Source organism: Alcanivorax sp., from assembly GCF_002726155.1.
Lineage (GTDB): Bacteria > Pseudomonadota > Gammaproteobacteria > Pseudomonadales > Alcanivoracaceae > Alcanivorax.
Window position 1 is genome coordinate 17,826 of the sequence record NZ_PBSH01000044.1, and the last position, 17,634, is coordinate 35,459.

The following is a 17,634-nucleotide window of genomic DNA, read 5'->3' on the forward strand; positions in this document are numbered from 1 at the left end:
CAGACGCCCAGCAAGTTATCCCTGCGCCTTGAGCATTTCGGCATAATCCAGCACCGACTGAGCCACCTGGATCAGCGGCTGACCACTGTTCATGGCCTGGCGTCGCAGGGTGCTGTAGGCATCCTGTTCATTGAGCCGACGACGCTGCATCAGCAACCCTTTCGCACGCTCAATGATCTTCCGCTCAGCCAGGGCTTCACGGGTTTCTTCCAACTCTTCACGCAACGCCTGGTACTCTCGAAAACGGGCCGTCGCCACCCGCATGACACCGCGCACCCGGGTCAGATCGGTTTCTCCAGCCACGTAGGCGCTAACACCCGCGCGCAGCGCCGCCACCACCAGCTCTTCGTCGTCCTTGTTGCAGAACATGACCATAGGTCGCGGGATATCCCGCTGCACCAGCGCCATGCTTTCCAGGGTGTCCCGGTCAGGCGCATCCATGTCGACAATCACCACATCCGGATTACTGCTGCGCACCTTCTCTGCCAAACCGGCGGCACTGGTCAGGCGGCACAGGATCTCGTGGCCCTCATCAATGAGGGCCCGCTCGAGAATCGCGGCACGGGGTGGCTGGTCATCTACCAGCATGATTTTCAGAGCCATCTTATTTTCAGAACCATCATGTCAGGGGCGTCCGGAATCGCTGTCGTTACGGGTTGTTTTGCAACGGTTGTGCCAGTCATCACATTCTTAACCTGATGATTTTCAATGTGTTTCGTTTTTTCCTGAGCCAGCACCGAAAAAGTGCACCAAGGCGACGCACCGCTCGGCACCAAAATGTGATCAGAATTTAATCTCACCCCAGGCCCAGTACTTGCTGGTGTCATCCTTGACGTCGTCAGCGTTGTATTGCGCATACTTCAGGCCGACCACATAGTGCTTACCGATGGGTCGGGCCACCAGCAAGTCGGTTTCCGTGCCGTAGTCCGTGCTGCCTTCGTTGGACTGGAAGTCGTGGTAGACCGCCGCCAATTTGAACCCGGCCAGCTTGCCGCCCACGGTCACGAAGGTGTCTTCCAGACCATCCGCCGGGGTGACCAGGAACTGGTCCGCCCATCCGTTGAAGGCATGCTTGGTGGCCAATGGCGTCTGGAATGCCACCAGACCGTCATCTGAACCAAGCACTTCCTGTGCCACTTTTACCGTCACCCCGGCCACCTCGGCGCCCAGCTCGGCAAAGTAATAATCGCTATCGCCGGCTTCTACCTCTTGTTGAGCGCCTTCCAGCGTGAGCAACAGCTTTACCGTATCCAGATCGAAAGCACCGGCATAACGCACACCGTAGGTGTCGTTCTGCGAGTCAGTCACGTTATCGGTCTCCAGTAGATAGGCGTATGCGGTTAGCGAGCCACCCGGCATGCCTGCCCAGCTGGCATTGAAAAGATTGTTGGTCACATTGGCATCAAACCCCGGCGTAATGCCGTTCACCTGGGTCAGATGGGCCGCAGAGACACTGAAATCACTGATGCCGTAATCGATCCGCGCACCATCAAAGGTCTGCTCATCCTGACGCCAGCCCACGTTCCCCACGAAGCGGGCGTTGTCGTAGATAATGCGCTGGCGGCCGTATGTCGCGACCAGCCCTTGCAAGGCATTGCTGCCGGTATAGCGAATCGCGGCACGGTTGAGTTCGGTCACTTCCGGGTCAGCGATGATCGGATAACCGGCCTGCTGCGGCGCATAGTTATCCACCTGCCCCACGATGCGGGTATCTTCAAACTCCCCCATCACATCAAAACCGTGGAGCTTGCCGCTCTGGTAACCCAGGCGAGTACGCAGGGTCAGCGCCTGCCCGTCTTCGGGAAAGGCATCACTGTCCACGTCTTCATAACGCAGCCGCATATTCAGCAGCGGTGTGCCGTCTTTCAACGCGGTAATGAAGGCATCGTCTTCCGCGTTGGCGGTCCCCGTAAAGCCCAGCGTGGAGAGAATCACGCCGGCGGCGATGGCAGAATGTTTCATGGTTTTCTTCCTCAGCAAGTACCAAAAATAAAAGTCATTGGATAAATTCAGGGCATAACTTCCCCGTTCCCGCCTTTTGCAAAACAAAAAACGAGCGGGATAAATCAGTGGTTCAATGCAGTTTTCAGGCGCGTTTGCGGTTTGCCTCGGCCTTCGCACTATTACGCCTGGGCAGCGGCTCCACCTTGCGCTGTTTCTCGTACAGGAACTGAAGCACCCGCTGACGACAGCGAACAAAGGTGGGGTCGTCCGCCAGAGCCAGACGGTCCCGGGGACGCGGAACGGTCACCTCCAGAATCTCGCCGATGGTGGCGGAGGGGCCATTGGTCATCATCACAATGCGGTCGGACAGCAATACGGCCTCATCCACATCGTGGGTAATCATGATCACCGTGGTGCCCAGCTGGGCATGAATCTCCATTAGCGAATCCTGCAGATGCGCCCGGGTCAGCGCATCCAGTGCACCAAAGGGCTCATCCATGAGCAGCACCTGGGGCTGCATGGCCAGCGCCCGGGCAATCCCTACGCGTTGCTTCATGCCGCCGGAAATTTCATCCGGCTTTTTGTGCATGGCGTGCGCCATATGCACCAGCTCCAGGTTGTGCTCCACCCAGTCACGGATCTCCGCCTTGCTCTTGGTCTTTCTGAAGACCTGCTTGACCGCCAGTTCCACATTTTCAAACGCGGTCAGCCAGGGCAGCAGAGAGTGGTTCTGGAATACCACCGCCCGCTCCGGGCCGGGTTCAGTGACTTCGTGCTTGTCCAGAATCACGCCACCATCGGTGGCCTGTAGCAGCCCCGCAACAATGTTAAGCACGGTGGATTTACCGCATCCGGAGTGGCCGATCAGCGAGACAAATTCGCCAGAATCGATTTTCAGGTTCACATCCTTCAGCGCTTCGAACTGACCTTTCGGTGTGTCGAACTTCATGCCGACGTTGGAGAGTTCCAGTAATGCTTTCATGTCTTTTTTCCTTTCCTTAGCGCTGTACGGAAGATTTGTCCCACACCAGAGCGCGCTGCAGCATGAGCATCAGGCGATCCAGCAGGAAACCGATCAGACCAATCACGATCACCGCCACCATGATCCGGCCCAAAGACTGGGAGCTCCCGTTCTGGAATTCATCCCAGACGAACTTCCCCAGGCCCGGGTTCTGCGCCAGCATCTCGGCGGCGATCAATACCATCCAGGCGATCCCCAGACTCAGGCGCAGGCCGGTGAACATCATCGGCAGCGCAGAGGGCAACACGATCTTGCCCACGTGGCTCAGCGCATTCAGGCGCAGCACCTTGGAGACGTTGGTCAGATCCTGGCTCACCGACGTCACCCCCACCGCCGTGTTCATCAGCGTCGGCCACAGGCAGCACAGCGTCACCGTGAACATGGAGGTCAGGAAGGACTTGGCCACCAGCGGGTCGTCGCTCACGTACACCGCACTTACCACCATGGTGACCAGTGGCAACCAGGCCAGCGGCGACACCGGCTTGAACAACTGAATCAGCGGGTTCATGGCGGCATGGGCCGTGTTGCTCAGACCGATAAAAATGCCCAGCGGAATCGCAATCACAGAGGCCAGCAGGAAACCGCTCATTACCGTGATCAGGCTGGTGCCGATCTGATCAAAGAAGGTGGGGGCACCGGTGTAGTCCCGGTAAACCGGTTCCCACTCCGGCTGCTGTTCCAGACGCGAGGCAATGTATTTTTCCTGGCGTTCGTGAAACGCCTCTTCCTTGGCACGGGTCGCCTGGTGCTCATCCACCAGAGTCCCGGCTTGCTCCCAGACATCAGCCGGCCCGGGAAATTGTCCCAGTGAGGTGTCGATACGTTGAGCAGCCAGTTGCCACAGCAGCAGAAAGACCGCCATGCCCAACACCGGCCAGATCAACTGGCGCAGTAGCGTTTGCCACTGCTCACCGGTCATCTTGCCGGTAACCAGGGCGCGGTAGGGTTCCATCCAGGTCGGGAATGTCAGGGTCACCATGATTGCTTCTCCTAAGGTGAGCACGCCCTTAAAGCGCGTCACCCTCTTTCAGGCCAATCGGGAACTTCGCCAAGTAACCGTTAGGCTTGCGGCCGTCGTAGGTGATGTTGTCGATAAATCCTTTCTGCGGCGGCTTGAAGCCATCTTCGGTAGCGAAATCAGGGAACTCATCCGCCGGGATCTTGCCTTCAGCGATCAGGGCCTTGGCCGCCTGGGCATAGATGTCCGGGCGATACACTTTCTTGGCCACATCCATGTACCAACTGTCCGGCTTGGACTCGCTGATCTGGCCCCAACGACGCATCTGGGTCAGGTACCAGATGGCATCGGAATAGAACGGGTAAGTGGCGTTGTAGCGGAAGAACACATTGAAATCCGGCACTGGGCGCTTGTCGCCTTTCTCGTACTCAAAGGTGCCGGTCATGGAGTTGGCGATCACGTCATAGTCCGCCCCCACATAGTTGGGCTGGGACAGAATCTTTACGGCCTCCGGACGGTTGGCGTTGTTGTTTTCATCCAGCCACTTGGCCGCACGAATCATCGCCTTCACCACACGAATGTGAGTGTTGGGATACTTGTCGGCCCAGCCTTTGCTCACGCCGAACACTTTTTCCGGGTTGTTCTTCCAGATTTCGTAGTCAGTAATCACGGGGACACCGATGCCCTTGAATACCGCCTGCTGGTTCCAGGGCTCGCCCACGCAGTAACCGTAAATGGTGCCCGCTTCCAGGGTGGCAGGCATTTGCGGTGGCGGCGTTACCGACAGCAGCACGTCAGCTTGCAGCTGGCCGCTGGTGTCACCCTTGTGGGGTGCGTAGTAACCCGGATTCAGGCCGCCCGCTGCCAGCCAGTAACGCAGCTCGTAATTGTGCGTGGATACCGGGAACACCATGCCCATGTTGAAAGATTTACCTTGCGCCCGGTACTTCTCCACCACCGGCTTCAAGGCATCCGCCTTGATCGGATGCACCGGCTTGCCGTTTTTCTGGGGAATATGCTTTTTCATGTCTTCCCACACGGCATTGGAAACGGTAATGCCATTACCATTCAGATCCATGCTGAACGCGGTAATGATGTGGGCCTCGGTGCCGTAGCCAATGGTGGCGCCCAGCGGCTGACCGGCAAGCATGTGCGCGCCATCCAGCTGACCGTCGATCACCCGGTCCAGCAGCACCTTCCAGTTCGCCTGGGCTTCCAGGGTGACAAACAGGCCTTCTTCCTCGAAATACCCTTTCTCATAAGCAATGGCCAACGGCGCCATGTCGGTAAGCTTGATAAAACCGAATTTGAGGTCGGCTTTTTCCGGCCAGCCCAGCGCATCATCCGCCACGGAGGTAGCCGACAGGCCCAGCGTCATCGCAGCGAACACGCCACAAAGTGTTTTCTTGAAACCGTTCATCATCCTTCCCTCGTCTGCCCGTTTTTTTCGGGCATAAAAAAAGCGCTCAAAGCCCCCCGCCTTCGTTGGCTGGGCCCTCTGAGCGCCTTTGCTCGAATCTGCTCGTGGCCGTCGTTGGCCACGAAGATGGTTGTCTGCACAGCATTGGCACTGTGCTTACTTGCCATAACGCAAATGCTATGCCAGTTTTCAAATACCTTGATTTTCATCAACTTAACGGCAAAGCCAATCGCCACCCCCTATTTCACGCGCCCGCTTATTGCCCAGCGAGCACCGTTGTGAATCAGCCCCGGCTCACCAAAATGCATCACCGCTTTGCTGCAACACCACTTTCCGCCCGCAACCCGCTCGCTTTGCCCCGCCCTGGTGAAAAAACCACGCCCCGTTTACGACCAAGGCCGTATTTATCACTGAGGTGAATGATGAACATCATTCGAATGATAAGGCCGAAAACGCCACGGCCTGTTAGGCTGCGCGCTGCATTGCGGTGGTGGGGAACATCCACAATCGTTAGAGACCTTGGGTACCTCTGAACAACCCCTTGCAGGAACGTGCTTGCACGCGCCGGCAAAAAAGCCAAAACGGAATCGTGTTGATGAACGCAGACAGAGATCACCTGCTCACCGCCCTGGCCGGCGCCTTCAGTCTGGTTATTGCCCTGGGCATTGGCCGCTTCCTGTTCACCCCGGCCCTGCCGGACATGATTGCCGAGACGATGCTCACCGCAGTCAGTGGCGGCTACCTGGCCGCCATCAACTACGGGGGGTACCTGGCCGGCGCCATGCTCGCCATGGCAGTGCCGGCCCACCGGGCACGCACCGCGTTCTGGCTGGCATTGTGGGCAAGCGTAATCACCAGCATCCTCATGGGCCTGAGCACTACCTTTACGCCCTGGGCCATTAACCGGTTTCTCGCAGGTGTGGCCAGCGCCATCATCATGGTCAACGGCTCCGCGCTGGTACTGGGCGCCATGCCCAATCACCTGCGTGCCCGGCTGGGCAATATTCACTATGCCGGCATCGGCCTGGGCATCAGCATCGCCGCCCTCACCGTTGCCTTTATTGAACGCCTGCACGGTAGCTACGCCACCATGTGGCTGGCCTGTGGCGCCCTGGCCCTAATCCTGCTGCCACTGCTGCGCCGCATTCCCGCCCTGCCCCACGCCAAGCACAGCCAGCACGAACGCGCACCGGTGAACCGCTCGGCCCTGGGCTTTCTGATCGCCAGCTACACCCTGGCCGGCTTCGGCTACATCACCAGCACCACCTACCTGCCGGTAATCGCCAAAGCCCAACTGCCGGGCCTAGACAGCGCCGCCTTCTATACCTGGCTGGCCGTGGGCCTGGCCGCCGTGCCCGCCAATCTGCTATGGGGCAAGCTCGCCAGCCATGCCGGCGAACGCAACGCGCTCATGGCCGCGTTGGTCGTACAGGCTGTGGGCGTCAGCGCCCCCGCCTGGCTACCAGGCCTCGCCGGGCTGATCATCAGCGGCCTGCTGGTAGGCGCCACCTTCACCGCCGTGGTCGCCCTGAGCATGTACTGCGGCCGCCAACTCGCCCCCCACGCCGCCAGCGCGGCCCTAGGCGCACTGACGGCATGCTATGGGGTTGGGCAGATACTGGGGCCGGTGGTGACGGCGCGGTTACTGGAAAGTAGCGGCAGTTTTGCGCCCGGGTTGCTGGCAGCGGCAGCGGCGTTGATCGGGGCGGCGGTGCTGTTGGTGCCGTTGGGGAAGGTGCGGTTTTAGGGTTTGGTGCTGAGCCAAACCTGCAGAGGATAAAGCTTGAAGCGGTTAAAGAAAGCTGCCCAGCTCCCGGAGAACAACTGAGGAACCAACGTTTTGTTAAATTATTGGCCGAACGTTCCTAAAAGAGTTTTCAAACGTCGAAAGATAGCTTTCTAACTCGTGATTACGAAAGAACCCCTCAAGCGACCAGAGCAACATGCAACCACCCTCAACGTTAAGACAAAGATGAGCATCCCGCCCTAACAGCTCCGAAAGTGCTCGGTTTGAAGCAATAAAGGATTCAGCCTGAAAATCGCCCCATAAATGGAGTTTTTTAGACTCATCAATTATCGATGACCCACGAAGTTCATACTGAGTTTCAAGGAGCCTCGCGGCCCTTAGCTTGAAGTCTGGAGCATGGAAAGCCGGCTTAAACAATAAGCATGATACATGTGACGGACCGGAATAGGCTCCTCTGCCAAATACGGAAAGAACATCCAAGAAATAAAGCACACCATTGTTAATATCTTTTCTTCTACTGCTACTCAGACATATTCCGCGAGACAAAAAATCAGAAATCATTTTCGCATCAAATGATGGAACCTCATTCTTTACCCTGCAGGGGGAATACCCAAGCTCACCGAGAATCCCATCTCTTGCTTTTCTAGATCTATACTTAAGAAACGCATACAGAAGAAAGACAGCAATAGACAAGAAAATGACTATAAATATCATTCCATTGAAATTATTCATCAAAAATCCCAAAACCAAGCATACGCACTAATTCATACCCATATTAGAGCGCCATCTCAAACGAGCCTCGCATTTTTCCCGATATCCCTGGCGGACAGATCTCTCACTTCCCGGACCAGCCTGCTGGAGACTCGAACAATAAGGGAAAAAAGAGGTCTGATTAACTCACGTTTCTTAAAAAGCAAACCATAGAGCAAAAAATCCCAGACCAATAATGACACCACCCACAGCCTGAAATCGTTCTGATTTTTTCCAATATATTCCGCTTACCAGTGCGCCCAGTCCAGACACTACGAATGCAGCAGATATTAAATATGCTTGCTTTCCTTCAAAATAACCCTTCGCACCAAGGTTAAGCTCTCCATTCCAAGCCCCCCAAATCCCTGTGAAAAGCAGACTCACAGCAAAGAAAAATAAAAAAAATTGTTCCAATGTCTTCAAAACTTCTCTCTAACAAAAAACATAACGAGTGCAACGAAGATCACTCCTCTCATTTCACAGCCAAGCCCTGTGGGCTCGAATAAGCGGCCTATTTCCTGATTTCCCCCGATATTCCCCGTTCCGAAAACCACTCTATATTAACCGTTTAGCATTTTCTGTAAGCCATATCCTACAAAGATATGGCTGGTTCTGTTGAGAACGGCCTCACTTCAGAATGACGGTTGGGCTCGTTGTTCTATAGATTGGGCGCAGGAACCCACTGGCCTGATACCAGCGGCGGGAAGGCTGTGGGAAGTCATGCTTGCATGACGAACTCGGTGTCACACCCTTCGCGATGCCAAGCATCAGCTCCCACAAAGCCCGTGCGAATTTGGAAAAGGGATGCGTTCAAGGGGTGATGGTGAAACGCATGACACCGATGATCTGGTTATCCCCGGTACGCACTTCTACCCGCCAACGCCCCTCTGATGGCACAGGAATATGGCGCTTGTGAGACCAGGTGCGAAACCCGGATTCGCGGCCGCCAAAGACCTTCAAGGGAATGCGGTCCACCTGTTCGCCATCACGAAACCAGTAGTGATAGACCTCCTGCCCCAACCCCAATGGCGCCTTGATGGCCGTGTAGGCATACAACCCTTCTGCCACTTCGTCTGCACTGAATACTTCACCGCTGACCAGCGGTTTGCGCTCGGCACGATTGAATGACAACGCAACGGCCCGCTCTTGCAGGGATAAAGTCAGTGGTGGCACCAGCGGGGCCAACCAACGTGGGGCTAACGCGATCAGGCAAGACACGCCAATCAGCCCAAGCCAGCGAAACCATTTTCGCGGCCCGCCAAATCGCCAAAAGCTGGGCAACGCAAACAGGGCCGTGAGCCAGCCGGCCCAGGCCAGCGCAGAATCCGTGCTCCAGTGGAAGATCAGCGGCAACAGCACCAGCAACGCCACAAATAACGCCCAGGCGTGAAAGCCGAAATACAACGCCCGATGCCGGGACAGCCAGAAGTAGACCGGATCGATGATGCTGATGGCCGCCGCGCTCACCACCAACGTGGTGAAGAAAATATATTCCGCGCCACCAGACCATTGCAGCAGCACGAACGGCAGGCTGAAAAAGAACGCCTCTTGGTGCACCGCCTGCAACAGCAACTTGAGCATGCCCTGGGGCAGGCCATCAAAGCGGGTACCGATCACCTTGTTCTGCCAGATCCCCTCGGTGAGCAGCAAGAGCCAGCTGAACACCAGCAGCCCAGTCAGCACCGCCGCCAGCCAGGGCTGCCGCTCCACCAGAAAATAACTGCTCAGGCCCAGCGAAAAGCTGATCAACGCCCAGACATGGCGGATCTGATAAAGCTTGTCAGTGAGGGTTTGTAGCGTCAGCGGCAAAGTGTGGCTCCGTCGAGGGGTTGCGTCTTCGACGTACTATAGCCCTGTGGGTTCCCGATGGCAGTAAGGGTTCCAGACAAAGCCCTCCCGCTGTAGGAATTCCCTTCCAGGGGACGAACGAAAATCGCTCCGTATCTTTCCGTCTATTGCGATAATAGAAGAACAGGCCGCGCCTCTGACCCTACTGATGATCCTCCGGACCTTTTCCGCGCTTCGCGCGGTTCGTCCCCTGGAACGGAACTCCTACAGGGAGGGGAGGGGAAGGAAGCGCGGGGCGCGGAGGCCACGCGGGGGGGGGAGATCAGCCTGCGAAGTTGAGCAATACGCCGGCGGCGACGGCGGAACCAATGACGCCGGCCACATTGGGGCCCATGGCGTGCATAAGCAGGAAGTTGTGGGGGTTGGCATCCAGGCCGACCTTGTTGGCCACCCGTGCCGCCATGGGGACGGCGGACACACCGGCGGCGCCGATGATGGGATTGACCGGGTGGCGACTGACGCGGTTGAGCAATTTGGCCATCAACACACCGGTGGCGGTGCCAATCATGAACGCCACCAGGCCCAGGGCCAGGATACCCAGGGTTTCCATCACCAGGAATTGGTCGGCGCTGAGTTTCGCGCCCACGGCCAGCCCCAGCATGATGGTCACCACATTGATCAGAGCATTGCTGGTGGTGTCCACCAGCCGGTTCACCACCCCGGACTCTTTCATCAGGTTACCCAGGCAAAACATGCCCAGCAGTGGCGCCGCATCGGGTAACACCAGCGCCACCAGAACCAGCAACAGGATCGGGAACAGAATTTTCTCTACCTGACTCACCGGGCGCAGTTGCTCCATTTTGATCTGCCGCTCTTTTTGCGAGGTCAGCGCCCGAATGATCGGCGGCTGGATAATGGGCACCAGCGCCATGTAGGAATAAGCCGCCACCGCAATCGCGCCAAGCAGATGCGGCGCCAGCTTGGTGGTGACATAGATGGAGGTGGGACCATCGGCGCCACCGATGATGCCGATGGCGGCGGCATCTGCCAGGGAGAACTCCATGCCCAGAAAGTTCAACGCCAGCGCCCCAAGCAAGGCAGCAAAGATGCCAAATTGCGCCGCCGCACCCAACAGCAGGGTGCGCGGGTTGGCCAGCAGCGGACCAAAATCCGTCATTGCCCCCACGCCCATGAAGATCAACAGCGGGAAAATACCGGTGGTCAGGCCTACGGTATAAATGAGATAGAGAATACCGTCGCCGTAATTGGCATTTACGGCCAGATAATGCAGCTGGTCCTGCACCGCTGGCCCTGCCGCCTGTGCGGCCGTATAAAGCGCGTCACGTCCTGCTCCTGCCTCCATGCCCAGTACCTGCGCCATGGAAGCCAACAGGTCTACAGAGCCAAAATGCAGCGCCTGGCTGATGGCCGATTCCGCCAGGCCGGCCATGGGAATATTCGCCAGCAGGCCACCAAAGCCGATGGGCAACAACAACAAGGGTTCGAACTTTTTGTGAATGGCCAGCCACAACAGGCCCAGGCAGACCAGCAGCATGACCAGCTGGCCGCCACTCATGTGAAACAGCCCGGTGCTGTGCCAGAGGGTTTGCAGCTTATCCATTGGCGGGCTCCACGCTGAGCAGGGTTTGCCCCACGGCCACGGCGTCGCCCTCTTTCACGGCAACCTCGCTGATCACACCCGCGCTGGTGCTGGACACATCCGTTTCCATTTTCATGGCTTCCAGCACCATGATTTTCTGACCTTCGGTGACCTGATCACCGGGCTTCACCAGTACCTGAAAAATATTCCCCGCCAGCGGCGCAGGCACCGGCACGCTGTTGGCCGGGTTACCTGGAGCGGGTGCGGATGACGCAGGAGCAGAGGCACCACCCACCGCACGCAGGCCGGTTACCTCACCGCCCTCGTTCACTTTCACCGTGTACTGCTGGCCGTCCACCTCAACGGTATAAACCCCTTCTGACTGGCTGCCGCCGCTGGCCGTTTCTTTACCTTCAACCGGCGCGGCTTCAAACGCTGAGGCGTCGCCCCGGTTTTCCAGAAAACGTTGGCCAATTTGCGGGAACAATGCATAGGTGAGTACGTCATCGGTCAACCGCCGCCCTTCTTCCAGCGCTATGCCCTTGTCTTTTGCCAGAGCCAGCACTTCCTCACGGAGACTGTCCATCTCGTTATCGAGTAAATCACCCGGGCGACAGGTAACCGGTTCATCGCCCTCCAGGGCACGCTGCTGTAGCTCCGCGTTGTACGGTGCCGGCGCGGCGCCATATTCGCCACGGAGGATGCCGCGAGTTTCCTTGCTGAGCACTTTGTAGCGTTCGCCGGAGAGCACATTCAGCACCGCCTGGGTGCCGACGATTTGCGAGGTGGGCGTCACCAGCGGGATGAACCCCAGATCTTCACGGACGCCGGGAATTTCCTGCAGCACTTCATCAAACCGATCCGCTGCGCCCTGCTCCTTGAGCTGGCTCTCCATATTGGTGAGCATGCCGCCTGGCACCTGCGCCACCAGGATGCGCGCATCCACACCGCGCAAGCTGCCTTCGAAGGCAGCGTACTTCTTACGCACCTCGCGAAAATAACCGGCGATACGATTCAGTTTTTTGATATCCAGCCCGGTATCCCGGTCCGTGCCTTCCAGCATGGCGACCACGGATTCCGTTGGGCTATGACCATAGGTCATCGACATGGACGAGATGGCAGTGTCCACGTTGTCGATGCCCGCTTCTGCCGCTTTCAGGGCCGTGGCAGTAGACAACCCGGTGGTTGCGTGCGACTGCATGTGCACGGGAATATTCAGGGAGGCTTTAAGGCGCGTTACCAGCTCGAACGCCACAGCCGGGCGCAGCAGGCCGGCCATGTCCTTAATGGCAACAGAATGCGCGCCCATCTGTTCGATTACTTTGCCCTGCTCCACCCACATGTCCATGGTGTGCACCGGGCTGACCGTGTACGCGATGGTGCCCTGGGCATGCTTGCCCTGTTTCACCACCGCGGCGATGGCCCGCTCAATGTTGCGCATGTCGTTCATGGCATCAAACACACGGAACACATCCACGCCGTTTTCCGCCGCACGTTCCACAAACGCATCCACCACATCATCCGCGTAATGGCGATAGCCCAGCAGGTTCTGCCCCCGCAACAGCATTTGCTGCGGCGTTTTCGGCATGGCCTGCTTCAATTCGCGGATGCGTTGCCACGGGTCTTCCCCCAGATAACGAATACAGGCATCAAAGGTCGCCCCGCCCCAGGATTCCAGTGACCAGAAGCCAATGTCATCGAGCTCCGCGGCAATCGGCAACATGTCATCCAGACGCATGCGGGTGGCAAACAGGGACTGGTGGGCATCGCGTAGCACCACATCAGTAATGCCCAACGGTTTCAGGTCACTCATGGGGATAATCCGGTATTTATGACAGGGAAGACTGACGGTGCTGCTGCACCGCTTTTTCGATGGCTTTAATAATGGCCGGCGAAGGCATGTCCTGCGGGGGGGCTGAAGCAGGCTGCGGCGCCGGTTCCTCGCGACCAAATTTCTGCACCAGCTTCGACATAGCTGTGGTCACGGCCACCAGCACAATCAGAAAAACAAACACGACACCCATGCCAACCAGCATGAGTTCGACACCCTGAGCCATCATAGCGTTCATGGAACACTCCTTTTGGTTCCAAAAGCGGATTCAGTCACCGCAGGCGCCGCCGTTTGGGCGGGCATCAAGGTGGCCTTGTGAGCCGGTATTGCTCTCGCGGGGTTAAGGGCAATGTAGACAGATTGTCGACAACCCGCAATGAGGCATGCAAGGAACAAGGTGGTCGTTTTGATCAATTGACGGCCGTCAGAACAGATTCCACCAACCCATAACGGAACGATTACCGCTATGCAGGGTATTAATGTGCAACAGGGTGGGAATGCCGGGGCTGGCCCCATCATAGTGGGCGGAGGATGGCGAAGAGTGCGGAGTGAAGCGTGCAGCGACCGCAGAGTGGCATAAAAAAAGGCCCCCGATTGGGAGCCTTCTTTTATTCGTATGGTGCACCGGGAGGGAGTCGAACCCCCGACCTACTGGTTCGTAGCCAGTTGCTCTATCCAGCTGAGCTACCGGTGCAGATCTCGTTGCTGTAACGCCGCGAGAGGCTGCGCATTATTCCGAAAGCCCCGCGGTGAGTCAAGCGTAGATCGGTTAAAAGTTCGGCAATCAGCTTTCTGCAGCAGCCATTTGTTTTTGCATGTAATTTTCCAGGCCAACTTTATCGATAAGACCGAGCTGAGTCTCCAGCCAATCGATGTGCTCTTCTTCGGATTCGAGGATATCCTTGAGCAGGTTACGGCTGATGTAATCCTGGATAGATTCGCAGTAAGCAATCCCTTCACGCAGGTCTGGCACAGCCATTTGCTCCAGCTTGAGATCGCACTCCAGCATTTCCTTGGTGTTTTCACCAATCATCAGCTTGCCCAGGTCTTGCAGGTTGGGAATGCCTTCCAGGAACAGAATACGCTCGACCAGCATGTCGGCATGCTTCATCTCATCGATGGATTCGTGATATTCCTTGGCATAGAGTGCCTGCAAGCCCCAATCCTGGTACATCTTGGCGTGGAGGAAGTACTGGTTAATCGCTACCAGCTCATTGCCGAGTGCACGGTTGAGGAACTCAATCGCTTTGGCGTCGCCTTTCATTGGGGGTATCTCCGTCACATGAACTTGGGGTAACCCCTATTGTTCAGCAAGTGTGTGACAGAGACAAGGCAGGAGAGAAAAAAAGCGCTTCAAATACAAGCGCTTATGCAAATGAGAACGATTTTTTATGCGGTTTGTGGCCAGAAAACAACCGCCTCACCGGCAGTAGAAGAGTTCGAGAAAGAGGTCGCCTCGTTTGCGCTACGGGTCTCACGCAAAATTTGGCGGGCGTGACGGGCACATTTACCACACTGACTTCCAACCCCAAGTTCCCGACGAAGATCACGCAGGCTGTCGCAGCCAGAATCGACCGCTTCCCGTATATGGTTGTCAGTAATGCCCTTACAAATGCATACGTACATAAGTCGCCTTTCCTCAATCTCTGGAAAGGATGCTAAACCTAACGCGAATCATTATCAACTACTTTTGGGAATCTATTCACTCGGCCCCGATTTCGCGTTACCGGGGCCAGCCATTTATATGCAAAAATTTAAGACCACTAACCCTCCCCCTTCGATCACTCCGGCAATCCCGGGGACAGGCCTTGCCGGGCGGGCATAAAAAAAGCCCCGCAAAGCGGGGCTTTTGGCCTTCATAAACCCTTCTGACGTATCAGGAGGACTTCTTCTTGGCCGGGGTACGCTTACGTGCCGCTTTCTTGGCAGGCGCTTTACGGGTTGCTGCTTTCTTTGCTGCAGGTTTCTTGCTAGCCGCTTTTTTGGCGGGCGCCTTTTTAGTGGCAGGCTTTTTGGTTGCTGCTTTTTTTGCAGCCGCCTTGGGCTTGCGAGCGGTCGCTTTCTTGGCAACACGCTTGGCTTTCGCTGCCGCTTTACGCGCAGCTGCTTTGGCTTTCTGCTCCGCTTTCTTCTGCTCGGCCTTGGCTTTCTTCGCCAGTTTGCGTTCGTGATCACGCAATTTGGCTTTGAAGTTGCGCTCAGCCGTACGCAGTTTCTTCACTTCGCGGGCGACCACTTTCTTGGCGGCCTGGATCTCGGCACGAATCAGTTTTGCTTCGCCACGAATATCCTGAAGTTTCAGACGCGCAGTGTTCATACGCCCGCGTGCAGTTTCAACGGCACGCTTGGCTGCGGCGGTGGAGGTCTTTTGCGCTTTTTCACGCTTGGCTGCAACATCGGCACGCAGTTTCGACAGCTTGGCGTTCTCTGCGTCGATTTTGGCGCGATGCTTATCGAGTTTGGTTTGCGACTGGGTGACTTTCTTTTCAGCCTGGGCTACTGCCTTGTCCTGCAATTTAACCTTGGCTTCAGCGTTGGTAACAGACTTGGGAACGGCCGGTGCTTTTGCAACGGCGGCTTTCTTCGCTGCGGGTTTGCGCGCCGCAGTTTTCTTCGCGGCGGCTTTCTTTGCTCGAGCCATGATTGATCTCCTAAGCTATGGCATTGTCATCAGTACTGCGACAAGTGGAAAGTAGCATAAAAAAAAATCAGTTGGTACATTATTTAATCAGCCTACTTTTAATTTTTCTGATTTTTTTCACAGCCTTTGATCACCGCTCTTTTGCTTCGTTTCCCTTTTAGCCTTCTGTGTTTTCTTTTTTATGGGATTTAATTAACCCGCCAACGATGACTGAATCTTCTTGGGGCAGTCTTTCTGCACGTTTTTCTACGCCCCCTGTTGTGAACAATTCGCCCTGTTTCATGCAACAACACAAATCTATCCCCATGTGAAAAGGCCCTTTGCTTGGGCCTGTTAACACCTTCGACAACGTCTTTACGTATAAAAAGCACCGCCAGAAAGAAACGCCGCCACCGCTATCGCGCCAGGAAAAGACAGATTCTCCCCGCCAAATACGCAGCCCTTGCCGGGCTATTCGCAGGAAACCGGTAAGTTCAATTGTGTAGAACCGTTACAACGTGTCAGAAAAAATGGCCTCATTGCTTCGCCAGAAATGCCGTTCATTCTTCACGTTTCAAGGCGTAAGTCAGAGTCGCTCCCTTCATGGGCTGGCTTTTCTCAATGCGCAAAAACCAATAGCCGCACGCGCTTCTTCCTTCTTGTTGAAGGCACTCGCAACAGGACGCCAACCCTTTCCTGAACGCGGAAGAAAATACCAGCACGCCGCAATACGGCTTATTAAAGAAGGCTCACTGGAAGGAAGAAGGCTTCATCTTCGATATGCGGCCCACAAGGCCCTGCCACTTGTTGACCTAATGATTTTGCAGCAGTGACGCCGAAAACCGTCGCCATCGCAGGGGAGATATTCACACGATGAAGGGCCGTGAGGGTGCTACGGGGAAATCATTACAGCCGGGCCTCATGAGGTCAGGCTCTATCCGCCACAGTGCGCGCGCATAAAAAGGTTCATCGCGGAATTAGGGAATGGTGCGGATTTGATGTCTTGCCAGGCGAGTTCACGGCGGAGAGGACCTGATGCTTGAGCCCCGCCCCTTCCCCAATCAAGAGGAACGCCTAAAGCGGCGTTATAGCAGGGTTTGGTTTCCTGTTTGTGTGGTTTTTCACGTCTGGTATTCGGCGTTGAGCGTCATGCAAAGTGCGAAAGGTTTGCGGGTAAGCCTATTAAAAGCCCGCTTTTCACTCTAGCCCATGGTGCACAAAAAAAACGGGAAGCCGAAGCTTCCCGTTTTTGATCATCAGCATCTGGTCGGTACTGACAAGCGGATAATCAGCCTTTCAGGGCGGACAATACCCGATCGCGGATATCATCTACGGAGCCCACGCCAGCGACGCGCACATAACCGGGTGCTTTTGCCTCTGCGTTCTTGGCCAGATCCTGATAGAAGTCCACCAATGGGCGAGTCTGCGCCTGATAAACCTCGAGACGCTTGCGTACGGTCTCTTCCTTGTCATCATCACGCTGAACCAGCTCATCACCGGTTTCGTCGTCTTTGCCTTCCACTTTCGGTGGGTTGTACTTGGTGTGGTACACACGGCCGGAAGCCGGATGAACGCGGCGACCGCTCAAACGCTCAATGATTTCCTCGTCATCCACGTCGATTTCCACCACAAAGTCGATATCGACGCCCTGCTCCACCAGGGATTGCGCCTGGGGGATGGTGCGGGGGAAGCCGTCGAACAGGAACCCGTTGGCACAATCATTTTCCGTAATACGCTCTTTCACCAAGCCGAGGATGATATCGTCGGAGACCAAACCACCCGCATCCATCACTTTCTTGGCTTCCAGGCCCAGTGGAGTGCCTGCTTTGACCGCAGCGCGCAGCATGTCACCGGTAGAAATCTGAGGAATATTGAACTGTTCCTTGATGAACTGCGCCTGGGTGCCCTTGCCCGCACCGGGGGCACCAAGCAGGATGACACGCATAGGATTCTCC

Annotated in this window: 16 protein-coding genes and 1 tRNA gene; 1 reads left to right on the plus strand and 16 read right to left on the minus strand. The window is 56.4% G+C overall.

What is annotated here, in order from left to right; genetic code table 11:
* Positions 1 to 15: 15 nt before the first annotated feature.
* The 5 genes from CL546_RS14060 to CL546_RS14080 all read right to left on the minus strand — a co-directional run bounded on the left by CL546_RS14060 (position 16) and on the right by CL546_RS14080 (position 5,301).
* On the minus strand, positions 16 to 603 hold the full coding sequence (locus CL546_RS14060; RefSeq protein ID WP_290496068.1) for an ANTAR domain-containing response regulator: 588 nt from the start codon (positions 601 to 603) through the stop codon (positions 16 to 18).
* A gap of 180 nt (positions 604 to 783) precedes the next feature.
* Complete coding sequence (locus tag CL546_RS14065; protein WP_290496069.1) at positions 784 to 1,962, minus strand: alginate export family protein; 1,179 nt, start codon at positions 1,960 to 1,962, stop codon at positions 784 to 786.
* Between the two features lie 124 nt (positions 1,963 to 2,086).
* The gene (locus CL546_RS14070; protein ID WP_290496070.1) at positions 2,087 to 2,926 is read right to left on the minus strand and encodes an ABC transporter ATP-binding protein; all 840 of its coding nucleotides are present in this window, start codon (positions 2,924 to 2,926) and stop codon (positions 2,087 to 2,089) included.
* Positions 2,927 to 2,942: 16 nt separating this feature from the next.
* Positions 2,943 to 3,944, minus strand: coding sequence for an ABC transporter permease (locus CL546_RS14075; RefSeq protein WP_290496073.1), 1,002 nt, complete (start codon positions 3,942 to 3,944; stop codon positions 2,943 to 2,945).
* 28 nt (positions 3,945 to 3,972) lie between these two features.
* Positions 3,973 to 5,301, minus strand: a complete 1,329-nt coding sequence (locus tag CL546_RS14080) for a CmpA/NrtA family ABC transporter substrate-binding protein (protein WP_290496092.1) — start codon at positions 5,299 to 5,301, stop codon at positions 3,973 to 3,975.
* Between the two features lie 637 nt (positions 5,302 to 5,938).
* Between CL546_RS14080 and CL546_RS14085 the strand changes: the two genes are divergently transcribed.
* Positions 5,939 to 7,090 carry a YbfB/YjiJ family MFS transporter gene (locus CL546_RS14085; RefSeq protein ID WP_290496075.1) on the plus strand — a complete coding sequence of 384 codons (1,152 nt, stop codon included), beginning with the start codon at positions 5,939 to 5,941 and terminating at the stop codon, positions 7,088 to 7,090.
* Between the two features lie 96 nt (positions 7,091 to 7,186).
* Here the strand turns inward: CL546_RS14085 and CL546_RS14090 are convergent, their stop codons facing one another.
* From CL546_RS14090 to adk, 11 genes are all read right to left on the minus strand, one after another.
* Positions 7,187 to 7,822, minus strand: a complete 636-nt coding sequence (locus tag CL546_RS14090) for a hypothetical protein (RefSeq protein WP_290496077.1) — start codon at positions 7,820 to 7,822, stop codon at positions 7,187 to 7,189.
* Positions 7,823 to 7,996: 174 nt separating this feature from the next.
* Positions 7,997 to 8,263 carry a hypothetical protein gene (locus CL546_RS14095; RefSeq protein WP_290496079.1) on the minus strand — a complete coding sequence of 89 codons (267 nt, stop codon included), beginning with the start codon at positions 8,261 to 8,263 and terminating at the stop codon, positions 7,997 to 7,999.
* Between the two features lie 387 nt (positions 8,264 to 8,650).
* A complete protein-coding gene (locus CL546_RS14100) occupies positions 8,651 to 9,649 on the minus strand; it encodes a DUF5924 family protein (RefSeq protein ID WP_290496081.1) in 999 nt (332 codons plus the stop codon).
* 301 nt (positions 9,650 to 9,950) lie between these two features.
* Complete coding sequence (locus CL546_RS14105) at positions 9,951 to 11,249, minus strand: sodium ion-translocating decarboxylase subunit beta (protein ID WP_290496083.1); 1,299 nt, start codon at positions 11,247 to 11,249, stop codon at positions 9,951 to 9,953.
* Positions 11,242 to 13,041: a sodium-extruding oxaloacetate decarboxylase subunit alpha gene (gene oadA / locus CL546_RS14110; RefSeq protein ID WP_290496085.1), complete on the minus strand. Its 1,800-nt coding sequence runs from the start codon at positions 13,039 to 13,041 to the stop codon at positions 11,242 to 11,244. Before oadA ends, CL546_RS14105 begins: the two co-directional genes overlap by 8 nt.
* 16 nt (positions 13,042 to 13,057) lie before the next feature.
* Positions 13,058 to 13,297 carry an OadG family transporter subunit gene (locus CL546_RS14115; protein WP_290496087.1) on the minus strand — a complete coding sequence of 80 codons (240 nt, stop codon included), beginning with the start codon at positions 13,295 to 13,297 and terminating at the stop codon, positions 13,058 to 13,060.
* Between the two features lie 379 nt (positions 13,298 to 13,676).
* Positions 13,677 to 13,753, minus strand: a tRNA-Arg gene (locus tag CL546_RS14120).
* Positions 13,754 to 13,843: 90 nt separating this feature from the next.
* Positions 13,844 to 14,323: a bacterioferritin gene (bfr, locus tag CL546_RS14125; RefSeq protein WP_063519670.1), complete on the minus strand. Its 480-nt coding sequence runs from the start codon at positions 14,321 to 14,323 to the stop codon at positions 13,844 to 13,846.
* A gap of 125 nt (positions 14,324 to 14,448) precedes the next feature.
* The gene (locus CL546_RS14130) at positions 14,449 to 14,685 is read right to left on the minus strand and encodes a bacterioferritin-associated ferredoxin (RefSeq protein WP_082872398.1); all 237 of its coding nucleotides are present in this window, start codon (positions 14,683 to 14,685) and stop codon (positions 14,449 to 14,451) included.
* A 250-nt stretch (positions 14,686 to 14,935) separates the two neighbouring features.
* A complete protein-coding gene (locus CL546_RS14135; RefSeq protein ID WP_007148872.1) occupies positions 14,936 to 15,700 on the minus strand; it encodes a hypothetical protein in 765 nt (254 codons plus the stop codon).
* 1,267 nt (positions 15,701 to 16,967) lie between these two features.
* Positions 16,968 to 17,624, minus strand: coding sequence for an adenylate kinase (gene adk, locus CL546_RS14140; RefSeq protein WP_290496094.1), 657 nt, complete (start codon positions 17,622 to 17,624; stop codon positions 16,968 to 16,970).
* Positions 17,625 to 17,634 lie beyond the last annotated feature (10 nt).

Coding starts and splice junctions, on each gene's coding strand:
- CL546_RS14060 (WP_290496068.1), bottom strand. CDS start 603: ATGGCTCTGAAAATCATGCTGGTAGATGACCAGCCACCCCGTGCCGCG.
- CL546_RS14065 (WP_290496069.1), bottom strand. CDS start 1,962: ATGAAACATTCTGCCATCGCCGCCGGCGTGATTCTCTCCACGCTGGGC.
- CL546_RS14070 (WP_290496070.1), bottom strand. CDS start 2,926: ATGAAAGCATTACTGGAACTCTCCAACGTCGGCATGAAGTTCGACACA.
- CL546_RS14075 (WP_290496073.1), bottom strand. CDS start 3,944: ATGGTGACCCTGACATTCCCGACCTGGATGGAACCCTACCGCGCCCTG.
- CL546_RS14080 (WP_290496092.1), bottom strand. CDS start 5,301: ATGACGCTGGGCCTGTCGGCTACCTCCGTGGCGGATGATGCGCTGGGC.
- CL546_RS14085 (WP_290496075.1), top strand. CDS start 5,939: ATGAACGCAGACAGAGATCACCTGCTCACCGCCCTGGCCGGCGCCTTC.
- CL546_RS14090 (WP_290496077.1), bottom strand. CDS start 7,822: ATGAATAATTTCAATGGAATGATATTTATAGTCATTTTCTTGTCTATT.
- CL546_RS14105 (WP_290496083.1), bottom strand. CDS start 11,249: ATGGATAAGCTGCAAACCCTCTGGCACAGCACCGGGCTGTTTCACATG.
- oadA (WP_290496085.1), bottom strand. CDS start 13,041: ATGAGTGACCTGAAACCGTTGGGCATTACTGATGTGGTGCTACGCGAT.
- CL546_RS14115 (WP_290496087.1), bottom strand. CDS start 13,297: ATGAACGCTATGATGGCTCAGGGTGTCGAACTCATGCTGGTTGGCATG.
- bfr (WP_063519670.1), bottom strand. CDS start 14,323: ATGAAAGGCGACGCCAAAGCGATTGAGTTCCTCAACCGTGCACTCGGC.
- CL546_RS14130 (WP_082872398.1), bottom strand. CDS start 14,685: ATGTACGTATGCATTTGTAAGGGCATTACTGACAACCATATACGGGAA.
- CL546_RS14135 (WP_007148872.1), bottom strand. CDS start 15,700: ATGGCTCGAGCAAAGAAAGCCGCCGCGAAGAAAACTGCGGCGCGCAAA.
- adk (WP_290496094.1), bottom strand. CDS start 17,624: ATGCGTGTCATCCTGCTTGGTGCCCCCGGTGCGGGCAAGGGCACCCAG.